At 58.1% G+C, this 20,586-nt stretch carries 15 protein-coding genes and 2 tRNA genes; 11 read left to right on the plus strand and 6 right to left on the minus strand.

Annotation, left to right across the window (positions count from 1 at the left end):
• Positions 1 to 11: 11 nt before the first annotated feature.
• The 3 genes from LC334_RS18825 to LC334_RS18835 all read left to right on the plus strand — a co-directional run bounded on the left by LC334_RS18825 (position 12) and on the right by LC334_RS18835 (position 4,166).
• Entirely contained in the window at positions 12 to 1,736 is a 1,725-nt protein-coding gene (locus LC334_RS18825; RefSeq protein ID WP_085801770.1) for an FkbM family methyltransferase, read from the plus strand.
• Positions 1,733 to 2,506 (plus strand): FkbM family methyltransferase, encoded by a 774-nt coding sequence (locus LC334_RS18830; protein ID WP_085801771.1) that lies wholly within the window; start codon positions 1,733 to 1,735, stop codon positions 2,504 to 2,506. Before LC334_RS18825 ends, LC334_RS18830 begins: the two co-directional genes overlap by 4 nt.
• Positions 2,507 to 2,591: 85 nt before the next feature.
• The gene (locus tag LC334_RS18835; protein ID WP_085801772.1) at positions 2,592 to 4,166 is read left to right on the plus strand and encodes a sialate O-acetylesterase; all 1,575 of its coding nucleotides are present in this window, start codon (positions 2,592 to 2,594) and stop codon (positions 4,164 to 4,166) included.
• Positions 4,167 to 4,178: 12 nt separating this feature from the next.
• Here LC334_RS18835 and LC334_RS18840 read toward each other — a convergent pair whose 3' ends face one another.
• Entirely contained in the window at positions 4,179 to 6,281 is a 2,103-nt protein-coding gene (locus LC334_RS18840; protein ID WP_223413078.1) for an eCIS core domain-containing protein, read from the minus strand.
• A gap of 488 nt (positions 6,282 to 6,769) precedes the next feature.
• Between LC334_RS18840 and LC334_RS18845 the strand changes: the two genes are divergently transcribed.
• Positions 6,770 to 7,108 carry a P-II family nitrogen regulator gene (locus LC334_RS18845; protein WP_085801773.1) on the plus strand — a complete coding sequence of 113 codons (339 nt, stop codon included), beginning with the start codon at positions 6,770 to 6,772 and terminating at the stop codon, positions 7,106 to 7,108.
• Positions 7,109 to 7,130: 22 nt separating this feature from the next.
• Entirely contained in the window at positions 7,131 to 8,453 is a 1,323-nt protein-coding gene (amt, locus tag LC334_RS18850; protein ID WP_085801774.1) for an ammonium transporter, read from the plus strand.
• 56 nt (positions 8,454 to 8,509) lie between these two features.
• On the opposite strand, the gene LC334_RS18855 is transcribed toward amt, so the two are convergent.
• Positions 8,510 to 8,647: a hypothetical protein gene (locus tag LC334_RS18855; protein WP_176237745.1), complete on the minus strand. Its 138-nt coding sequence runs from the start codon at positions 8,645 to 8,647 to the stop codon at positions 8,510 to 8,512.
• 29 nt (positions 8,648 to 8,676) lie between these two features.
• Between LC334_RS18855 and LC334_RS23210 the strand changes: the two genes are divergently transcribed.
• The 5 genes from LC334_RS23210 (at position 8,677) to LC334_RS18880 (ending at position 15,008) form a co-directional block, all read left to right on the plus strand.
• On the plus strand, positions 8,677 to 10,422 hold the full coding sequence (locus LC334_RS23210; RefSeq protein ID WP_085801775.1) for a sensor histidine kinase: 1,746 nt from the start codon (positions 8,677 to 8,679) through the stop codon (positions 10,420 to 10,422).
• On the plus strand, positions 10,419 to 11,630 hold the full coding sequence (locus tag LC334_RS18865) for a sigma-54-dependent transcriptional regulator (protein WP_085801776.1): 1,212 nt from the start codon (positions 10,419 to 10,421) through the stop codon (positions 11,628 to 11,630). The genes LC334_RS23210 and LC334_RS18865 overlap by 4 nt, the downstream gene beginning before the upstream one ends.
• A gap of 235 nt (positions 11,631 to 11,865) precedes the next feature.
• Positions 11,866 to 12,867: a DctP family TRAP transporter solute-binding subunit gene (locus LC334_RS18870; RefSeq protein WP_085801777.1), complete on the plus strand. Its 1,002-nt coding sequence runs from the start codon at positions 11,866 to 11,868 to the stop codon at positions 12,865 to 12,867.
• A 96-nt stretch (positions 12,868 to 12,963) separates the two neighbouring features.
• Positions 12,964 to 13,632, plus strand: a complete 669-nt coding sequence (locus LC334_RS18875) for a TRAP transporter small permease (protein ID WP_085801778.1) — start codon at positions 12,964 to 12,966, stop codon at positions 13,630 to 13,632.
• Positions 13,632 to 15,008, plus strand: a complete 1,377-nt coding sequence (locus LC334_RS18880; RefSeq protein ID WP_085801779.1) for a TRAP transporter large permease — start codon at positions 13,632 to 13,634, stop codon at positions 15,006 to 15,008. The genes LC334_RS18875 and LC334_RS18880 overlap by 1 nt, the downstream gene beginning before the upstream one ends.
• A 54-nt stretch (positions 15,009 to 15,062) precedes the next feature.
• Here LC334_RS18880 and LC334_RS18885 read toward each other — a convergent pair whose 3' ends face one another.
• From LC334_RS18885 to LC334_RS18900, 4 genes are all read right to left on the minus strand, one after another.
• Positions 15,063 to 16,481: an RtcB family protein gene (locus LC334_RS18885; RefSeq protein ID WP_085801808.1), complete on the minus strand. Its 1,419-nt coding sequence runs from the start codon at positions 16,479 to 16,481 to the stop codon at positions 15,063 to 15,065.
• 279 nt (positions 16,482 to 16,760) lie between these two features.
• Positions 16,761 to 16,835, minus strand: a tRNA-Asn gene (locus LC334_RS18890).
• 179 nt (positions 16,836 to 17,014) lie between these two features.
• Positions 17,015 to 17,089 (minus strand) — tRNA-Lys (locus LC334_RS18895).
• Between the two features lie 184 nt (positions 17,090 to 17,273).
• On the minus strand, positions 17,274 to 18,830 hold the full coding sequence (locus LC334_RS18900) for an RNA-binding protein (protein ID WP_085801780.1): 1,557 nt from the start codon (positions 18,828 to 18,830) through the stop codon (positions 17,274 to 17,276).
• Between the two features lie 173 nt (positions 18,831 to 19,003).
• Between LC334_RS18900 and rtcR the strand changes: the two genes are divergently transcribed.
• Entirely contained in the window at positions 19,004 to 20,581 is a 1,578-nt protein-coding gene (rtcR, locus tag LC334_RS18905; protein ID WP_085801781.1) for an RNA repair transcriptional activator RtcR, read from the plus strand.
• The last annotated feature ends 5 nt before the right edge of the window (positions 20,582 to 20,586 follow it).

Consider the following 20,586-nt stretch of genomic DNA (forward strand, 5'->3'; position numbering starts at 1 on the left):
AAGCGCGGAGCATGAACAAGCCTAAATACAAGACCGTTCTGGAAACTCACGGCATCAAAGTTCCTTTCGTTTCCGACGTTATCAGCCCGCGTATGGAACAGGTTATCGGAAAAGGGCGCTACGAAGCCTCTGAAATCAAACTATTACGCAAGATCTTACGGCCAAGAGATAGAGTTTTGGAACTGGGCGCGGGGGTCGGCGTTGTGTCCACCGCCGCAGCACTGGTGACTGGGCCCGAGAAGGTCATCGTGGTCGAGGCTAATCCAAATCTTATCCCGATCATTCACGAGACCCATAAACTCAACGGCGTTGAGGGCGTGGAAATCCTGAACGGTGTTGGGGTTGGCGCACCAGTTGGCGGCGAAGCCACGTTCTATTTGCGTGAGGATTTCTGGGCGTCTTCGCTTGAAAAACCTCATGAAAGAGAGACGGGGACGATAACGCCCGTATCTGTTTCGCAGATTGATCTGAATGCCATTTTCGAAAAGCACCGGCCCTCGGTATTCGTCCTGGACATTGAAGGCGGCGAACTTGATCTGCTGCCAACGCTTGATCTTTCGTCTTGTCGGTCTGTTGTAATCGAACTGCATCCCAAAGTGTATCAGCTGGAGGGGATCGCCCGATGCTTCGATGCCTTAAGGACGAAGGGCTTTGCCTATGACGCCAAGCAGTCTCGTGGGGGAACGGTGGTTGTATTCAGCCGTATCAAAGTTCCTGCCAAGACCCAGCCTCGCGTCACCGCCGTCACATGTATGAAAGATGAAGGGCCATTCATTCTCGAATGGATCGCCTATCACAAGATGGTTGGCGTAACCGACTTTCTGATCTTCACCAATGATTGCAGCGATGGGACAACCGAAATTCTCGATCAGCTGGACCACCTCGGGCATGTGCGCCACTTGCCGAACCCTTCAATGGGTTTCAACTCCCCGCGTCACCAACCTGCGGCGCTACAATATGCCAGATATCACCGTGAGTACCGCGACGCGGATTGGATTATCTCTATGGATGTGGATGAATTCATCAATGTCCATATCGGCGACCGCACATTGAACGCGCTCTTCGACGCCAATAGCTCGGCAAATATCATCTCGCTTTGCCATCTTGATTTTGGATGCGACGGGATCGAGCACTACGAAGATCGTCTCGTGACCGAGCAGATGAGAAGCTGTGACGACAAATTTCCGGCTCAAAAGCCACGGCGTGGGATCAAGACTCTGATACATCGCTCGGCGCCTGGCTACACGCTTTCAAATCACCGACCGATATTCGATGACCCCAATGACAAGCAGATTGATTGGATTGATGGCGGCGGCAAAAAGTTTCCCAAAACACGCCGCGTGGGACAGCACAAGGGAATGACGCCCCACGGCGTTTACGAGCAGGTGCAACTCAACCACTACCCCGTTCGGTCAATCGAAACCTACCTTACGAAGGCTGTGAAGGGTAACGTCATCGCAATCGATAGTTTTGTCGGACTTGAATACTGGGTGAAGCGAAATGGAAATGCTGACCGGGATGAAACAATCCAGCCACTGCTGGACAGGACGAAACAAAAAATGACCGAACTGCTGGCAGATCCGGTATTGTTCGAATTGCATCAAAAAGCGGTTTGCTATCACAAGGCAGAAATAGAAAAGCTGCGCAAAGACAAGACCATGCTGGGCTTGCTCAAAAGCGCTAAAGCTTCACACGAAAAAACGAAGGGCGGCGTCAAGGACGAGCAGAGCGCATGAGTTTTCCACACGAACTTCTTCGTACGATCTATAAGGACGAAGCAACGACACGCGGCATCAGGCGGCAAATTCGTGCGTGTCTTGAGCCCGTTGAGGTCGACTATAAAGGGTGCCGGATGAGGGTTCATCCCGCCGATAACAATACTGAGTTTCAGATTTGGCGGATTGGGCGTACTCACGAGGAAGCCGCTCTGCGTGATATTCTCAAGAAACTGGGCACCGATCCCTATATTGCTTTCGACGTTGGGGCCAACGCAGGGTCGTTTTCTGTCCGGTTAGGTGCGCATGCACCAAAGGGATCGCAAATTCACGCCTTTGAACCGAACCCGGAAATGCGCAAACGCTTGGTCCATAATCTTTCACTGAACAAGCCAAATGAAGTGACGGTACATGACTGCGCCATATCGGATCAGATTGGCAAAATGGATTTCTATATACCTGACGTCAACAATCTGGGCCAGGCACGGCTGAACGAACCATTTGAAAATGGCACAAAGCGGACTGTGCAAACCCGTAAACTTACCGAGTTTCTGCCAGAGGACGAAACGACAGAAATCGCTTTCCTGAAAGTCGATATCGAAGGGTTCGAAGATCGGGCTATCGAACCTTTGCTAACCGAGGCACCAAAAACGCAACGGCCAAGGCTTATCTTCTTTGAGCACAAGCACAACAGCCTCTGGAAGACTGATATCACGGCCCTGATCCTGGAATCCGGTTACAAGATGGTCAAAGAATATGGCAGGAACGCTCTTTTTGTTAAGCCTGACTGACAATGATCGGAGGCATCCCGACATGAGAAGCTCCGCGCCGTTTCAAAATGTTGATGAGCAACGAAAATAGGGTTGAAACTCACACATGCAGTTTGTCTCTCCCCCTCGTATCGTCATCGTTGCGGGCCAAAGCAATATGGTTGGCTATCGTACTACGGTCCAAGATTTGGCCCCACGTTGGCGGAAGGCTCAAGACGGGTGTTTTTATTGGAAGGGGACGGGCTGGATTCCACTTCAAGCCAATAAAATGAACCAGAAAAGCGCCTTTGGGCCTGAGCTTACGCTGGCACAAAGGCTTGTCGGGATCGATGAAAGCCCGGTTGGCATTGTTAAAGTTGCCCGAAATGGCAGTTATCTGGAGCGTCACTGGTCACCGGCCAGAACAGACGGGCTTTTCTCGAAACTGATCGATCAATCCCAGGCCGCTCTCGCAAGTGGGAAAAGCCACCTCTATGGGATGATCTGGCTACAGGGAGAAGCAGACAGTCTGAACGAAGAAGACGCAAACCTGTACCGGCGAAGATTTACAAACTTCATCAACCAGGTGCGTATCTCGTTAAGCGCCCCGACCATGCCGGTCATTGCCGGCATTGTGAATCCTCCTGAAGACCGGTGCGTGTACCGGGATAAGGTCAGGCGGTCCTTGAAACGGGCACCGCTTGAAAACTACGAAACAGTGCCGATGGACGATTTGGAACTCCAACGTGATCGCTTGCACCTGTCGCATCGCGGCTTAGCCCTGATGGGGAAGAGATTTGCACGAGAACTCGGAAAACGCCCAAAACCTGCACTCGTGCACCACTGGTTCTGGAATTCATCGAATTACCAGTGTTGGTATACGGGTCCGGAGGCGATACCCGAGCACGTGGTCGTTTCGTTTCCCTTTGCCGTCGCGAAGAGTGGCTATGATGAGTTTGGCTTCGGCCAGCGCGCGTTTGACAAGCGAGAAACCGGGACAATCTATATTCGTTCAAATGCGTCAAACTGGTTTCAGCATGATGAAGTCTTCCAGATCGCTGCGAAGATACGAGACTATGTTGGCGTGGACACAGAATTAACCCTTTATGGGGCGAGCATGGGCGCCTATGCGGCACTTTTGTTGTCCGGCAGCCTCACGCCAAAAAGAATTTTTGCAATTGCGCCCCAATTCTCGATCGACCGAAAGATGGTACCCTGGGAAACCAGGTGGTCGAGATCCGCAGCGCGCATAAAAGATTTCCAGTACGATCTCATCGAACACATTGATCCAACGGTGCAAAAAACCGTATTTTATGACAGTACATCAGTGGACAGACAGCATATCGATCTGCTTCCCGTCGATGAAACATGGGACCTTGTAAAACTACCCCATGCCTCACATCAGGTATTGCGCTACTTACGCGAAACGGGGTGTCTCTCGCTTTTGGTTGACTTGATTACCAAGCAGGATGGGGAAATTGAAAAGCTTGCGCTGATGTCCAGGGCAAATCGGCGCAAAAGCTCAATCTACTGGATGACGCTTGCTAAGGCGTGTGCGCCCAGACATCCCACCACGGCACTCAAAGCTTTTCAGGAAGCCATCGCATGTGGCGGCCCGCCTAGAAAGATACAAAAGCATATTGATCGGCTCCTATTAGAGCCCGCTAGCAGCGGCGCAAAAGTACTGGATATCTCGGGCTAAGATCGACACGCGTTAGCCCGCCGCGCCAAAAACCAGCTCGAGCGCCTGTTCGATGTCATTCATACTGCCGATATTGAAGATGCCCGATTTGTCGATGCCGATTTCACGCTCGCGCATCTCGTAAATGGCACCGCGCCCGCCCTGAACAGGCGTGAACCCGCGCGACGTTTCGATGACGTTGCCGACAGTATTCCCGCCGACGAGACGAGAATGATCGGCCTCGTCATCCGAGACATCTGTATAGGCATTGGCCGCATGCTGAATCCAGGCGGCCAGAAGCGCCCCATTTGCCCCCAGCACAACCGTGCGAAGTGCGTTCATCTCGTCAGCCGTTGGAACGCCGGTCAAGCCACCCGGTCCCAACTTGCTGCGGGTCTCGACCATCTCGGCAAGACCGGCCCCACCCGCCTCCTGCAGCTCTGTGAACGCCTCGTCGACACGCAGCGCACCCGGGTCTGCCGCAGTGTAGACAAGCTGAGCATCTACGGCCCGGGTGCGATTGATCTCGGCCCGCAGGGCCGTCATTTCGTTGTCATGCAGATCTGCTGCCGCGACGGTCTTTACGTATTCATCGCGGCGCGATTTGGGGAAGAAACGCTGCAGGTTCTTGTCCTGCCCCTGACCCACTTCGTCCGCATAGCGCACCATCGTTGTCGCCAGCGCGTCATTGATAACCATCAGCTTGACAATACCTACCTGCTGCGCCGTCAGGCGGTCGCCACCCCCACCGTCAATGGGTATGGCGTTCGAGGCGCCCTGCAATGTGCCCAACAACGTGCCGGCACTCGAAAAGCTGGTCGTACCGGCCACGTCCGCCGCTTGCAGCGCCGTACTGCGACGGCCCGCGATCGTTGGCAGGTCTTCGCCTTCGGCCACCTTGGTTCCGGTCAGGAACTTGGACAGATTGAGCTGGTTGATCCGCGCGATCGTGTCTTCGTTAGAGTATTGCGCTGTAATCTGGGCAGAGCCCTTATTCGCGCCGGGCTTGTAGACAAAAACCCTGGAGGCAACGTCGAGATATCCAAAATTATTTCCGGTGACCAGCACCACGTGACTGCCGGGGTTGCTGGACGCAAGCGAACTGGCCTTGCTGGCGACCTGTTTGCGCGCGCGGAACAGCGCCTTGAAATCATCCTTGAGATTCTGTGTCATTACCTCCGGCGTGACATCTTGCCGATGACGTTCGATGATCCACTCGGCGCTTTCGACATCGTTGGTCAACCTTACCGTATCGCTGATCGACACCAGGTCGAAATCCTCGTTCGTCATGTCGCCAATATCGGGGTCGCCCGCCGCATCAGAATTGACGATATATGCGGAAACCGTCCCCTCGCCGACGGCGAAACTGCTGTGCTGTGCGGTGTGGGGAAAATCGGCGTTTGAATCATAGGCCCGCAGGGTGCCCGTTGTCTCGGTGTATTCGACGCCGCCGCGGACACGCTGGATCGGGGCGTCACCCTGTTGTGCCGGGTCGTTCAGCGTTTGTACCGTGGCAACATTGGGGCCCAGCAACTGTGCCTTGGCGCCCATCCGGTCCGCTTCGGCCTCTAATCCCGGATCATCGTTGATACCAACGCCCTTAGCCTGCAGCGTCGGACGCACCCGGCCTTGTGCCTGTTGCACCACGTGCCAGGCTTCATGCGGCAGGTGGCGGTCCTGCCCGGGCCCAAGATGGATGTCACGCCCCTGTGCATAGGCATGCGCACCGACCTGCGCTGGTGCGGCCGAGTTGCGGTGCACCCGTATATCACCCAGCGATTCCCCTGACAGATGCTCCACCCCGGCCCGCAGGTCGCGCGGCAACTGTCCTGCTTCGCCGCCCTCTGCCGAACCGCCATCCGTCGCCACATCACCATTCCCGCTCTGCATCTCTTTGCCTTGTAGAAGTTCGTCTTCATCTTCGACGCGTTGAACTGGTTCCGGTCGCGCATCCGGTGGCTGCCGCAGAGCCGCCAGCCGCTGAACCAGAGGACTGGCATCTGCGCGCAGCTGAAGCTGTTCCAGAGCGGCGTGTTCAGAATTGCCCGCGATTTCCGGCGCCCGGGACGCGCCAGAGCGCGTAGGGGTTGGTGCTTTGGCTGGAATATTGGCGGTCTTGGGTGGATGGGCAGGCACTTTGCGGCATTCCTTGAGACAGGCAATTCAACCATACCGTGCAAGATTAGCAGCATTTCGGAACAAGTCACGATTTTCCGGATGCGGAATTTACGCCGAGTCTGAACCTTTCCGGATACCTGTCATTGAAGTGTATTGAGGCAGCAGCAAAAGCATCCTCAACAGGCGCATGGCAAGATATTGGCAGGTCCGCAAGGAGTTGGAACCGGCCATTGGTTGTGGTTTCCAACGCAGTTGATCGCATCAGAGGGCTGAACATCCGTGCCACCGGACCATACCGCCTTCCAACTTACGCCAAAGACCATCCCTGCATCAAAATCCCACACATTTTGCGCCTATTTACCGGGCAAAACTGAAAATCTGCCCGGTAAATGAGCGCTCCCGCTTAAAGCACCCCCGAAAATCGTCACGTTCGCTTTACGCTGCATCGCAGAAATTTCTACGTTGCGGTTGCACTATCCCTGTACGGAAACCCGAAAGGAAAGATTGTGAAACTCATAACGGCGACGATAAAACCGTTCAAACTAGACGAGGTACGCGAAGCGCTTACCAATGTCGGTGTGCGCGGCATGATGGTAAATGAAATCAAGGGCTTCGGCGCACAATCCGGTCACACTGAAATTTACCGTGGAGCTGAATACACGGTGAATTTCGTTCCCAAGATCAAGCTTGAAATCGCAGTCACGGCGGCGATGGCCGACCAGGTGGTCGACGCTATCACCACTACTGCCCGCACCGGCAGGATTGGGGATGGCAAGATCTTCGTTCAGGACATCGAGCAAACCATTCGGGTGCGCACTGGCGAAACCAACGAAGACGCGCTGTAGCGCGAAGGACAAGGAGAAGGATATGTCAAACTACATCAAATTGGGCGTTGCCGCGATGCTGATCGCGCTGCCTCAGACGGGGGGCGCACAGGAGGCTGGCACGACACCGCTGAATGCCGATATCGGCTTTATCTTCACAACCTTCATGTTTCTGGTCTCGGGCTTTTTGGTATTCTTCATGGCCGCGGGCTTTGCCATGCTGGAAGCAGGCTTGGTGCGGGGCAAGAATGTTGCGATGCAACTGACAAAGAACGTCGCACTGTTTTCGCTGGCGTCACTCTTCTATTACATTCTGGGTTACAACCTGATGTATCCGGGCGACGGCTGGACAATTGCCAACATCCTTGGTGAGTTCTCTATCACCGGGCTGGAACCGGTAGGGCTGGATGGCGCTGATCCCGACCTTACTTATGCTTCAGTCGGATCAGATTTCTTTTTTCAGCTGATGTTCTGTGCCGCTACCGCCTCTATCGTGTCGGGTGCACTGGCTGAGCGGATCAAGCTATGGCCGTTTCTGGTGTTTGTCGTATTGCTGACGGCGGTTATCTACCCGATTCAGGCCAGCTGGAAATGGGGCGGCGGTTTTCTCGACGGGATGGGCTTTCAGGATTTTGCTGGATCGACCGTCGTGCATTCCGTGGGCGGCTGGGCCGCACTGACCGGCGCAATCATACTGGGCCCTCGGCTGGGCAAATACAAAAACGGCAAGGTCAACCCGTTCCCGGGTTCTAATCTGGCGCTGGCCACATTGGGGACGTTCATCCTATGGTTGGGGTGGTTCGGCTTCAACGGCGGTTCGCAGCTTTATATGGACACTGCCGGCAACGTGGCCGACATCAGCCGCATCTTTTCGAATACCAATACCGCCGCTGCTGCCGGAGCGTTCGCTGCACTGGCCCTGACCCAGGTGATGTACAAAAAGCCTGACCTCACCATGATCCTCAACGGGGCACTGGCAGGTCTGGTTTCAATCACGGCAGAGCCGCTGACACCCACGCTGGTCGAAGCGACGCTCATTGGTGGCGTCGGCGGTGTGATCGTGGTTTTCGCGGTTCCGATGCTCGACAGGATGAAGATTGACGATGTGGTCGGTGCCATTCCTGTGCATTTATTTGCAGGCATCTGGGGAACGCTCGCCGTGGTCTTCACCAATGATGCGGCCAGTCTGTTGACCCAGCTTTATTCCATCATCATTGTCGGCCTCTTTGTCTGCGGCGCCTCGGCCATTGTGTGGCTCGCGCTCAAATACACCGTGGGGCTGCGTGTAAACGAGGAAAGTGAGATCAACGGGCTGGACATGGCAGAGCTGGGTATGGAGGCTTATCCCGAATTCACACCAGCATGACCTGTATGAGTTTTACGAGTGCGGCCCTCCGGGACAGAGTATCCGGGGGGCCAAGTTCAATCGGTCGCGCGATGCCTATCTTCCACCAGGCGGAACAGATCATGCTGATAGGGGACAGGCGCCACGACCCCGGAAACGTGGGTCGGCACCCCGATCTCGCCCGGCATTTCTGGCAATGTGCTGATGTGTTGCATCGTGCCGCATAGGGCGCATAAATGGATGGGTGAAACGTTTCCCCGTCATCATATCTTTCTTCGTCGTGGTCATCTGCGCGACGTGCGGTGTGTTCCTCTATTCAGCGACACAATCGTTGAACGAACTTCAGCGCCGGGGACAATCGGACCTTTCCCTGGCCTCGGATCGGCTGGTCAGCAGCCTGTTCGGATATCGCCAGCTTGCCGTTGCGCTAGCCTCCGATCCGCGCCTGGCGCGGTTGAGCGTCTCTGACCCCGAACTGGCGGAAATCCTGTTGGGTACGTCCGATTTCTCGGGTGCGCTCGACTTCGTGCTTCTTGACCGTGAAAGACAAGTCATTGCCAGTGCATCGCGTGGGGGAGCGTATGATTGGCGGCTCAGCCCCTTCGTTAGCCGCGCCCTGCACGGTGCAATGGGTCGAAAGGTTCAGATCAGCGCCGAATCCGGGCGTCGCGCTTTCTACTATGCCGCACCGGTCTTTTCCGATTCTGGCAAGGTAGATCGGGTAGTCGTGGCGGTGGTCGATCTTGAATCCATCGAGGCCGAATTCCGCGGGTCGCGCCCGGCCGTTTATGTGACCGATGAATACGGGATCATCTATTTCTCAAATCGATCGGAACTCGTGCTTCGCAACCGCAACCTGAGCGCGGCGATTGGCGCCGCGCAGAGCGAAGACGAAACGATCGCGCCATTCGTCGACTTTACCACGCAACGCCTCTGGGGTTTTGAGCTTTGGTCAGTCTCGGCGGGACGCTATTTGCCGCGCCACGCCCTGCACCTGACCCGCGACCTGCCCGTAATCGGAATGACGGCAGAAGCCCTGATCGATTTGCGGCCTGCCTTGATCAACGCGGAAATTCAGGCCGCTGCCGCCGGGGCGGTGATGTTTCTGCTGGGAACGGTCATCCTGGTCGTGGCGCGCCAGCGCAGGCGGCTGACGCTCGACAATCTACTTCTGGAACGGCGCGTGGCCCAACGCACACGCGAATTAAGCAACGCCAACCAATCGCTTCGTGCCGAGGTTACCGAAAGACTGGAGGCGGAGGAGGCCCTGCGACGGGCTCAGGAAGACCTCGTGCAGGCAGAAAAGCTGTCAGCACTGGGCAAGATGTCCGCCGGGATCAGCCATGAACTGAACCAACCGCTGATGGCAATCCAATCCTTTGCCGACAATGCCGTGACCTTTCTGGAGCGCAACAATACCGAAACCGCGGCGCGCAACCTTGGCAAGGTCAGCCAGCTTGCACAGCGCATGGGGCGGATTATCCAGAATTTCCGAGCCTTCGCCCGACAGGAGAAGGAGACGGTGCATAGGGTGGATCTGATAGGGATCGTGCGGGGGGCAGCCGATCTTGCCGAAATTCACCTGAGGCAGCGCGATGCAACAGTGCGCCTTAACCTGCCGGACGCGCCGGTTTGGGTGCAGGGCGGAGAGGTCCGATTGCAACAGGTCATATTGAACCTGATCACGAATGCCACGGATGCGATGGCAGAGGCCGATCGGCGCGAAGTTCGTGTCACGCTGACACCCGGCGCGCCAGTCCTTTTGAGTGTCCGTGACAATGGGCCGGGGATCGAGGAGCCCGACCGGGTGTTCGAGCCATTTTATTCTACCAAGAAGATCGGCGAGGCCGAAGGTGTGGGACTGGGTTTATCGATCTCTTACGGGCTGGTACAAAGCTTCGGTGGGAATATTCGCGGGCAGAACCATCCCGACGGCGGCGCCATCTTTACGGTCGAGCTGCAGCCCTGGAGCGAGGAGGCGGCGGCATGACAAACACCGTGCTTGTGGTCGAAGATGAGCCGCTGGTCCGTGAAGCGTTGGGGCAGACACTCGAACTCGCCGGGTACGCATCCATTCTTGCCGGGTCCTTCATCGTCGCCAAGGATCATATCACGACCGGGTTTCCAGGCATTGTTCTGTCAGATATCCGCATGCCGGGGCGCGATGGCCTTTATCTTCTGGACCATGTGCAGAGTGTTGATGCGGACTTGCCGGTGATCTTGCTGACCGGCGAAGGCGACATACCGATGGCGGTGGGCGCTATCAGCAAGGGCGCCTACGATTTTCTGGAGAAACCCTGCGCCAACGAGGTGTTGGTCGATGCCGTCAGAAAGGCCATGCGCGCGAGGGCCCTGGTGCTGGAGAACCGCGCCCTGAAATCCGAATTGACCCGGGGTGACGCGGCCGCACGGATGATCTTTGGCGCATCGGACTTGGTCGAGGCGCTGCGCGATCAGGTGCGGCGCCTGGCACCTATTGACGACGCAGTGCTGATCGAAGGACCGCCCGGATCGGGAATCGCCAAGGTGGCCGAGGTGATCCACCATTTGTCCCGCCGCCCCGACGGTCTGTATCGACGCATTGCTGGTGCCGGGCTGTCCCCGGCGGCTTTGGCCGAGCATCTGGCAGCCGCCGCAACGGGTACGTTATTCATCGAGGAGGTAGGAGCGATGCCAGAAGCGGCACAATTCGCACTTCTTGAGCATCTCGACGCGATGCAGGGTGCCCGCGTTTTGGCAGGCGCAACCGAAACACAGGACGGCCCCGGGATTATGTCAGAACTGAACTACCGGCTTGACGCACTTCGCGTCCGGGTGCCCGCGCTTGGAGAGCGAACCGAGGACATACCGGTCATTTTTCGCCATTACGTGCGCGAGATCGCAGAACAAGCCCGTGTCGCGGTGCCCGAGGTGACACCTGAAATTATCGGTGGGCTGATGGTTCAGGACTGGTCCGGCAACACCCGCGCGCTCAGAAATTCGGCGATGCGTTTTGTGCTGGGCCTTGAGGAGCCGCTGGGCGGGGAAACGATCGGCCTTGCGGACAAGATGGCCCAGGTCGAACGGGCACTGATCATCGAGGCATTGGTTCAGCACGCAGGTCACGCCTCGGCCACGGCCCGGGCGCTCAAGCTGCCGCGCAAGACGTTCTACGACAAGCTTGCAAAGCATGGAATCAAAGCGGAAGACTACCGTTGAAGACTGTGCGGATATCCGCACAGTTGGCCGATCCATCCTGTTCCGATATCCGCACACAGTAACGACCCGCAGCCGGAAGCGGCGCTGCGGAACGGATTAAAACTCTGTTTATAAAAAATAAATCTCACTACCGCTGCGCCAGGGGAAATGCTTTGTGATACCATACTGATCAATTCTAACATGGGACCACAGCAATTGTTGCGCAATAAGCGTTCCAACCGGAGGAGATAACCAGATGAAATTCCTGACCACGGCCGCCACGGCCATTGCTCTGACCGTAACTGCCGGCACCGCAATGGCCGCCTGCGACGACGGTGAGATGGTGATCAAGTTCAGTCACGTCACCAACACCGACAAACACCCCAAAGGCATCGCCGCCTCGCTACTGCAAGAGCGCGTTAACGAAGAGATGAACGGCGTCGCCTGCATGGAGGTGTTCCCGAATTCCACGCTATACAATGACGACAAAGTGCTCGAAGCCATGCTGCAGGGCGACGTTCAGTTGGCCGCGCCAAGCCTGTCGAAATTTGAAAAATTCACCAAGAAGTTCCGCCTCTTCGACCTGCCTTTCATGTTCAAGGACATCCGAGCGGTTGACGCGTTCCAGGCCTCGGATGCCGGTCAGTCGCTTATGGACAGCATGCAGCGTCGTGGCCTGCAGGGGCTGGCCTACTGGCATAATGGCATGAAGCAGATGTCGGCAAACGTGCCGCTGATGGAGCCCGGCGACGCCGACGGCCTGAAGTTCCGGGTGCAAAGCTCGGACGTTCTGGTGGCGCAGATGGAAGCACTGGGGGCGAGCCCGCAGAAGATGTCGTTCTCGGAAGTTTACGGCGCGTTGCAGCAAGGCGTTGTGGACGGGCAGGAAAACACCTGGTCAAACATCTACGGTAAGAAGTTCTTCGAAGTGCAGGACGGCATTACCCAGACCGACCACGGCATCATCGACTATCTGGTGGTAACCAGCGTTGATTGGCTCGACAGTCTCGAACCGGAAGTACGCGACCAGTTCCTGACCATCCTGGGCGAGGTGACAGAACAGCGTAACGCCGAATCCACCCAAGTCAATCTTGATGCCAAACAGGCAATCCTCGACGCTGGCAGCGAGGTACGCGAACTTGATGCGGACCAACGTGCGAAATGGGTTGAGATAATGAAACCCGTCTGGGATCAGTTCAAGGACGATGTCGGACAGGAAAACATCGACGCGGCACAGGCGATCAACGCCAGCATGTAAGCCGGACCTGATGGCGCGCCGGTTCAGGCGCGCCGCACCGGACGGGTCACAAAACCGGCCCGTCCGCACGACCCGGGAAAAGTGGGGAGAGGACAGATGCGGACAACAGGCCGAAACCTGACGGACCGGATCGAGGAGACGACGATTGCCATCCTTCTCGGTCTTATGACGGTGCTCACATTCGCCAATGTGATTGCGCGCTATGTTTTCAATTCCAACATTCTCTGGGGCCTGGAACTGACCGTGTTCATGTTCGCCTGGCTGGTCCTTCTGGGCGCCAGCTATGCGGTCAAGACCCACAGCCATCTCGGTGTTGATGCAATCATCAATCTGGTCTCGCCACCGGTGCGGCGGGTGCTGGCGCTGATCTCGGTGGCCTGCTGCCTGGTCTTTTCGCTGCTTCTACTTAAGGGCGCCTATGATTACTGGGCAGTCTTCGCCGATCTGCCGCCGACCTCGGGTCGCTGGTTCCCTACGGGACTTGATAGCTCGGCCCGGTCGCAAAGCTTCTACGAGGTGCAGGACATCCCGATGATCGCCCCGTTCAAGTTTCTGGAAGATCTGATCAATTACGGCGAAGGCTACGAGAAACTGCCGCGGGTGATCCCCTATGTCGTGCTGCCGGTATCGATGCTGCTGCTGACCTTTCGCTTTGCGCAGATGGCGGCCGCGATCTGGCGCGGCGAGGTCGACCGACTGGTGGCCAGCCATGAGATGGAGGAAGATCTTCAGGACCTTGAGCAGCAACGTGGAGGAGAAAACTGATGGAAGTTGTCCTTCTCTTCTTCATGGTGATCGGCCTTCTGCTGATCGGGGTGCCGATCGCAGTGTCGCTTGGCCTCAGCTCCACCATCTTCCTGCTGCTCTTCTCGCAAAGCTCGCTGGCCTCGGTCGCGGCAACGCTATTCGAGGCTTTTGCTGGGCATTACACGCTTCTGGCCATTCCGTTCTTCATCCTTGCCTCGTCTTTCATGACCACTGGAGGGGTGGCACAGCGGATCATCCGCTTTTCCATCGCCTGTGTCGGGCATCTGCCTGGCGGGTTAGCAATCGCGGGCGTCTTTGCCTGCATGATGTTCGCGGCCCTATCGGGGTCCTCCCCGGCGACGGTGGTTGCCATCGGGACGATCGTGATCGCGGGGATGCGGCAGGTAGGATACACCAAGGATTTCGCAGCCGGGGTGATCTGTAACGCCGGTACGCTGGGCATTCTGATCCCGCCGTCGATCGTGATGGTGGTCTATGCCGCCGCAGTTGAGGTCTCGGTTGGCCGGATGTTCCTGGCGGGCGTAATCCCGGGCCTCTTGGCTGGGTTCATGCTGATGGTGGCGATCTACGTGATGGCCAAGGTCAAGAACCTGCCCAAGGGCGATTGGCTCGGCTGGGGTGAGATCATCGCATCGGGCCGCGACGCAGCCTGGGGGCTCTTTCTTATCGTGATCATCCTGGGCGGTATCTATGGCGGCATCTTCACGCCGACCGAGGCCGCGGCGGTGGCGGCAGTCTATGCCTTCGTGATCGCCTGCTTCGTCTACAAGGACATGGGTCCGCTTGCCGCCGAGGGCGAGGGCACCAATCACAGCCTGATCCGGAAGCCTTGGGCGCTTCTGACCGCCTTGGTGCATCGTGACACCGTGCACACGCTTTTTGAGGCTGGCAAGCTGACGGTGACGCTTCTCTTTGTGATCGCCAACGCACTTATTCTCAAGCACGTACTGACCGACGAGCAGATTCCGCAACAAATCGCGGGCGCGATGCTTAATGCCGGTTTCGGGCCGGTGATGTTCCTGATCGTGGTCAATGTGATCCTGCTGATCGGTGGGCAATTCATGGAACCTTCGGGCCTTCTGGTCATCGTGGCGCCGCTGGTCTTTCCGATCGCCATCGAGCTTGGTATCGATCCGATCCATCTGGGCATCATTATGGTGGTGAACATGGAGATCGGAATGATCACACCACCGGTCGGCCTCAACCTTTTCGTCACTTCGGGCGTGGCGGGCATGCCGATGATGTCAGTCGTTCGCGCCGCCCTGCCGTTCCTGGCGGTGCTCTTCGTGTTCCTGATCATGGTGACCTATATACCCTGGTTGTCGACCTTCCTGCCCAACACCTTCATGGGTCCGGAGATCATCACCAACTGATCCGCCTTTCCTAGGGCCAAAAGCAGCAGGCGGCGTCGCGAAACGCCGCCTAACCTATCTTTTCCTCTTTTTACGGTTGGCCCAGAACGGCGGCACATCGCCCGCCATGATGCAGCCGTAAGGGTCGATATAGTCTTCGATCTCGGCCAGATCGTAGGATTTGATCTGGCCGACGACACTCTCCGCCTTCTTGTAGCTCGACGGCAGTTCCGATGCATCAACACCACCGGCATGGAACCGGATATCCAGCCCCTCGGTCTCGGCCTTCAGCATCTGCTCCGGCGTGACCGATCCCATCCGGCGCTTGTGCTCGGAACGGGAATAGTTCCGCCCCGCCCCATGCGGGCTGAAGCCCAGCCCATGCGCCGGATCCTTGCCGCGCGCCACCAGCACCGGCTCGGACATGTTGAGCGGAATCAGCGTCAGACCGGTGGCATCGGCGGCGTAATCACCCCAGGCGGGGGTCGCGCCCTTGCCGTGGTAGTAGAGATCGCCACGCCTGAAGACGAAATTATGCTCGTTCCAGAACCGGTCGCCAACATCACCCACGCGCGCAGCCTCGACGGTCGCCTGGTGGATCGCATTATGGTTGGCCTTGGTCCATTTACGGATCAGTTGCAGCGCCTCCCAATAATCGCGCCCCTCTTTGGTATCCGCCGGAATCCAGGCGTTCTGCTTGGGCGTTTTCGGCGACAGTTCACGCCGGAACCGCTCGGCCACGGCCATGCCGTTTTTATACAGCACCGCGCCGGGTCCGCGCGATCCGTGATGGGTCACAATTGCGGTGCGCCCCGTGGCGCGCGAGCGGCCCACGAACAGGAAATGATTACCGTCGCCCTGCGTGCCCATGTGTTCCTGCGCCATACGCATGGATTTCGGGTTGTCCAGAAACGGGTTTTCCCGAAACGCATCCAGCAGCTTCAGAGAGGTGGTGAAGCGTCGGCCCTGAGGCCGCCCGCCGGGGCCGAAATGGGTCACCGACTGCGCCGCATCCAGCACCGCCTTGGGGTCGGCATTGCCCAGATCGGTGATCATAACCGAACAGCAGATATCGGCCGAATGCATCCCAGGATGGATTGCATTCCGCGCCGCCGCCACGCCCCCCACCGGGATGGTGCCGACCGGACCTGCCGGGCAGGCATCGGGCATGATCGCGCCCGCCTCGATCGTCGGCGTGCGCATCAGCGCGGTCATGGTTTCGCGCACCTTGGCGACATTATCCTCTTCATCGACATGCGCGATGTCGATGTTTTCATGAAATGCCACTTCACCGGGTGCGCGCAGATCCAGCGTCACCGGCACGGGCGGGATTTCCCCCTCCAACTCCTGGCGGATACGTACCAGCCCGAACCCTTCGGCGCGCATCTCGTTGGCGCGCTTCAGCAGCGCAGGAAACTGCCTGCCGGGGCGATGGCCCCAGTCTTTCAGCGTCTCCCCGGTCACCGGGTCATATGTGTTTTCTTCAACCATCATTCTATCTTTCATAGTCACTGATAACGTCCATTTCTTGACAAATCGGGACAAGAGGTTTGCAGGATGAATTTTCCGCCACCGGATCGCTCCGGGCTGGGGTTGAACCAGCACGGCATGGCTGCCCATGCCACCCTTGACGGGCGCGTCTGCCTGTAATCCTGCAGGCATTCCCGATATTTCGCAGTCCGGGGGACAAGGATTTCGTGAGAGGCCTTTCGGCAGTCGTTCCATAGCGATGTACTCCCACGGGCATTCCCCCGGACATTTTCCTTTCATTTCTGGCTCGGCTGGTTGGGATCGAACCAACGACATCCTGATTAACAGTCAGGCGCTCCACCGCTGAGCTACAGCCGAATATGTGGTGTCCCGGCGACAAGAGGTGAAGAAACAGATGGGAGGCCCGCCCCGCATCCGAATGGGCGGATGCGTTTGCCATCTGGGCGCCGGCACGGAGGGGAGTTGAACCCGCTCGACCTGTCCCGTTGGTGCCATGTAGTTCCTTCGGCATTCGCCGGGGGTATCCTTTCGTTTTCTGGTGTGCCCGGTGGGGATCGAACCCACGACGTACCGCTTAAAAGGCGGTCGCTCTGCCACTGAGCTACGGGCGCGTGTTCCGGCGACAAGGGTGTGGTGAAACGAACCTGCTCTACCTGACTGAGCTACATCGCAACGCGATGGCGGGATTCGAACCCGCGGCCCGGAGATTATGATCTGTAGTTCCACCGGCATTCGCCGAATGTCTTTCCTTTCATTTCCTCGATCCGTCCGGGCGGCGCTCCGCCCGGACAGGTTTCATACGTCGATCTTCCCGATCTCGCCGACCCAGTGGTCCGGGCCGGTCTGACCGTTGGCAAACGCCGCGATCTGGTCAAAGACCGCATCCGAGAACCCGCCGACATTCAGTACGTCTTCACGTGTCCGCGCCTGCGTGGTCCCGTAGGGCGCGATGTCGATGCAGACCAGCTTGGCCTTTGGATTGCGACCTCTGATCGCCTCCCATTCCTTCAACATCGCCGTTGCCTGACCACCTGCGCGGGCATCGACCCAGGACTGGTTGTCCGAGACGAACACCACCAGATCCGGGCTGCGGCCACGCTGGTTCAGCCATTTCAGCGGCGCGGAACAGTTTGTCCCACCGCCCGCCAGATCGGCCAGCCGTTCGGCGTTGGTCAGGATCGTGTCGCGCGACCTCAGGCGTACATCACGCACGTCGAAGTCGAACGGCAGAACCTGGCACCCGCGGTTCACACGGCTAAACGACGCCGCCACCAAAGCAGCCACATCCACATGGCGCACGACCGAGGTTGCCCCCGGGCGATACCCGGTCACGGACCCGGTCATCGACCCGGACACATCCGGGCAGACCACAACCTGCCCCGCGATCTTCGGCACGTTCTGCACCGCGATTTCCATCGCATCATGCAGTGCGTCCACGATCGCCGCTGGCATCTCGGGCGCGATATTCTGCGCCGCCACCATCAACTGGTACGGAAACGCCCGCGCCTTGGCGATGGCCTCGCGGTTGCGCAACAGCACCGCCACGTGATCCACGTTGCGCCGCACGCCGAAAACGCCGTGACGCTGGAACGTGTTCAGGTTCTGCCGCACCATCTGCCACGAACCCTTGCGCGCGATCCGCGCCCAATGGGCCGAGGACAGTTCCAGCTGCGTCAGCATCTGGAACGGCACGTCCGGCACCGGCCCCTTGCCGGTTTTCCTGAACGCGATCCAGTCCTGCACCGCCTGTGGCAACCGTGCCAGATTGCACGGCCGCCCGACGATCCAGGCAAACAGCGCCTCCCGCTCGGCCGAGGCCGGTTTCGGATGCACCATCCTGATCACGTCCGCCAAAGACGGATAATTGCCGATATTGGCGTTCAGCAGCGCCCGGTCGGACGCGGTGTTCAGCCAGTTCTGCACCATGGCTTTCGGCGCCGAGCCCAGCGATTTACGACCGGTCTGATCGGAACGGACAACCTGCACGAAGGTGCGCAGCATCTTGCCGTTATCGACCACACGGCCAAAAGCCGCCCGGAACAGTACCGGATCGCGCCGGGCCAGAACCGCCAGCAAAACGGCGGGCATATCCTTCATGTACCCCGACTGGCGCGCATAGATTGCCGCCTGCGCCAGAAACACCGGCTCAACAGCCTCGGCCACGTCCAGAACATATTCCAGCTCTTCCTGCGGCGACTGATAGAACATGCCCCCGAACGTGCCGGTCACGGCAACCTGCGCCAGGGCATGGGCATCGGAATAGGCGTAAGCCGGTGCCGCGTGGGCGTTCCTTGCGGTCGCTTTCGGCAGCAACCGGCCTTTGATCGATGCAAACACGGATTTGTTCGCCATTTCTTCGTTCCTCGTTTGTTGTGAGGTTGTTTTGCCATGGCTCACGCCTTGCCGCTAAAGAAATCGAAAAATCACGTAACATGCTATAAAATAACAATAATAACGCCATTTGAGCTTTTCGCTTCAAGAATATAGTATCCATGTTTATCTGAATTTATATTTTTGGATAAATCATGCAGAACGTAGTGATCGGTTTCCTTGGAACCCAGCTTGATATGGGCAAGAAACGGCGGTGGAAGCCGACGCCCAGCCTTGTCAGCCACGATCATTTCGACGTGCACCGGCTGGAACTGCTGCATGACCGGAAATTCAACCGCCTCGCGCATCAGGTCAAACGCGAGATCGAGGAGGCCTCGCCCGAAACCGAAGTGCTTCTGCAGCAGCTTGATCTGGACGATCCCTGGGATTTTCAGGAGGTCTACGGCAAACTCTTCGATTTCGCCCGCGCCTACGGGTTTGACGAGCACCGCGAGCGCTATCACGTGCATCTGACCACCGGCACCCATGTGGCGCAGATCTGCTGGTTCCTGCTAACCGAGAGCCGCCACATCCCCGCCCGGCTGATCCAGACCGGCCCGCCGGGGCCCGAGGAAGAAGTCGCGAAATTCGACATCATTGATCTGGACCTCAGCCGCTATAACGCGCTGCAACAGCGGTTCGACCAGCTGTCGCGCGAATACAGCAGCCAGTTGAAAGGCGGGATCGAGACGCGCAATGCCCCCTACAACACCCTGATCGACCGGATCGAACTGGTAGCCAGCAATTCGGATGAACCGATCCTGCTGCTGGGCGAAACCGGCACTGGCAAGACCGAACTGGCCGAACGGGTCTATAACCTCAAACTCGACCGGCGCAGGATCAAGGGGCGGCTCGTGCATGTCAATTGTGCCACGCTGAACGGCCCCGATGCGCTGGCTATGCTTTTTGGCCAGCGTCGCAGCCATACCGGGCAGGCCGGATCAGAACGCAGCGGGCTTCTGCGCGAGGCCGATGGCGGGGTGCTGTTTCTGGACGAGGTGGACGAGTTGGACCCCAACACCCAGTCGGTCCTGCTGCACGCGATGGAAACCGGGCGGTTTTACCCTCTGGGTTCGGATCACGAGGTATCAAGCCGGTTCCAGATCATCGCCGGGGCCAATCGCGATCTGCGCAGCCTGACCGCGGACGGATCGTTTCGCCCCGACCTGCTGGCACGGCTCAACATGTGGAGCTTCAGACTGCCCGCCCTGCGCGACCGACGCGAGGATATCGAGGCCAATCTGGTGTTCGAACTGGCCCGCTCGGAACGCGATCTGGGCACGCAGGTCGGCTTCAACACCGACGCGCGCGAACACTACCTCCGCTTCGCCGCCGATCCCGCAACCCTCTGGCCCGGCAATTTCCGCGATTTCAGCAGTTCGGTCCGGCGGCTTTGTACACTTGCGCCCCGGGGCCGGATCACCCGCGCCATGGTGGACGGCGAAATCGGCACCCTGAAACGGGACTGGCGCCGCGCGACTGCCGATGACACCTATCAGCTTGTCGCCTCGGTTCTGCCGGACGGCGCAGCGGAGGTCGATCCCTTCGACCGGGTGCAACTGGCCGAGGTCATCCGCACCTGCCGCGCCTCCTCTAGCCTGAGTGCCGCTGGTCGGACGCTTTTTGTCGTGTCTCGCAGTAAGCGAAAGACCCAGAATGACGCTGACCGCCTTAGAAAATACCTGAACAAATTCGATCTGAATTGGGAGAAGGTGACGGCGCGCGACCTTTGATGCCG

It is taken from the genome of Roseovarius aestuarii (genome assembly GCF_019966515.1).
GTDB classification, from domain to species: Bacteria; Pseudomonadota; Alphaproteobacteria; order Rhodobacterales; family Rhodobacteraceae; genus Roseovarius; species Roseovarius aestuarii.

Bases quoted from the DNA above. Each gene is read 5' to 3' on its own strand.
- LC334_RS18825 (WP_085801770.1), top strand. From the start codon at position 12: ATGAACAAGCCTAAATACAAGACCGTTCTGGAAACTCACGGCATCAAA.
- LC334_RS18830 (WP_085801771.1), top strand. From the start codon at position 1,733: ATGAGTTTTCCACACGAACTTCTTCGTACGATCTATAAGGACGAAGCA.
- LC334_RS18835 (WP_085801772.1), top strand. From the start codon at position 2,592: ATGCAGTTTGTCTCTCCCCCTCGTATCGTCATCGTTGCGGGCCAAAGC.
- amt (WP_085801774.1), top strand. From the start codon at position 7,131: ATGTCAAACTACATCAAATTGGGCGTTGCCGCGATGCTGATCGCGCTG.
- LC334_RS18855 (WP_176237745.1), bottom strand. From the start codon at position 8,647: ATGCAACACATCAGCACATTGCCAGAAATGCCGGGCGAGATCGGGGTG.
- LC334_RS18865 (WP_085801776.1), top strand. From the start codon at position 10,419: ATGACAAACACCGTGCTTGTGGTCGAAGATGAGCCGCTGGTCCGTGAA.
- LC334_RS18870 (WP_085801777.1), top strand. From the start codon at position 11,866: ATGAAATTCCTGACCACGGCCGCCACGGCCATTGCTCTGACCGTAACT.
- LC334_RS18875 (WP_085801778.1), top strand. From the start codon at position 12,964: ATGCGGACAACAGGCCGAAACCTGACGGACCGGATCGAGGAGACGACG.
- LC334_RS18880 (WP_085801779.1), top strand. From the start codon at position 13,632: ATGGAAGTTGTCCTTCTCTTCTTCATGGTGATCGGCCTTCTGCTGATC.
- LC334_RS18885 (WP_085801808.1), bottom strand. From the start codon at position 16,481: ATGATGGTTGAAGAAAACACATATGACCCGGTGACCGGGGAGACGCTG.
- LC334_RS18900 (WP_085801780.1), bottom strand. From the start codon at position 18,830: ATGGCGAACAAATCCGTGTTTGCATCGATCAAAGGCCGGTTGCTGCCG.
- rtcR (WP_085801781.1), top strand. From the start codon at position 19,004: ATGCAGAACGTAGTGATCGGTTTCCTTGGAACCCAGCTTGATATGGGC.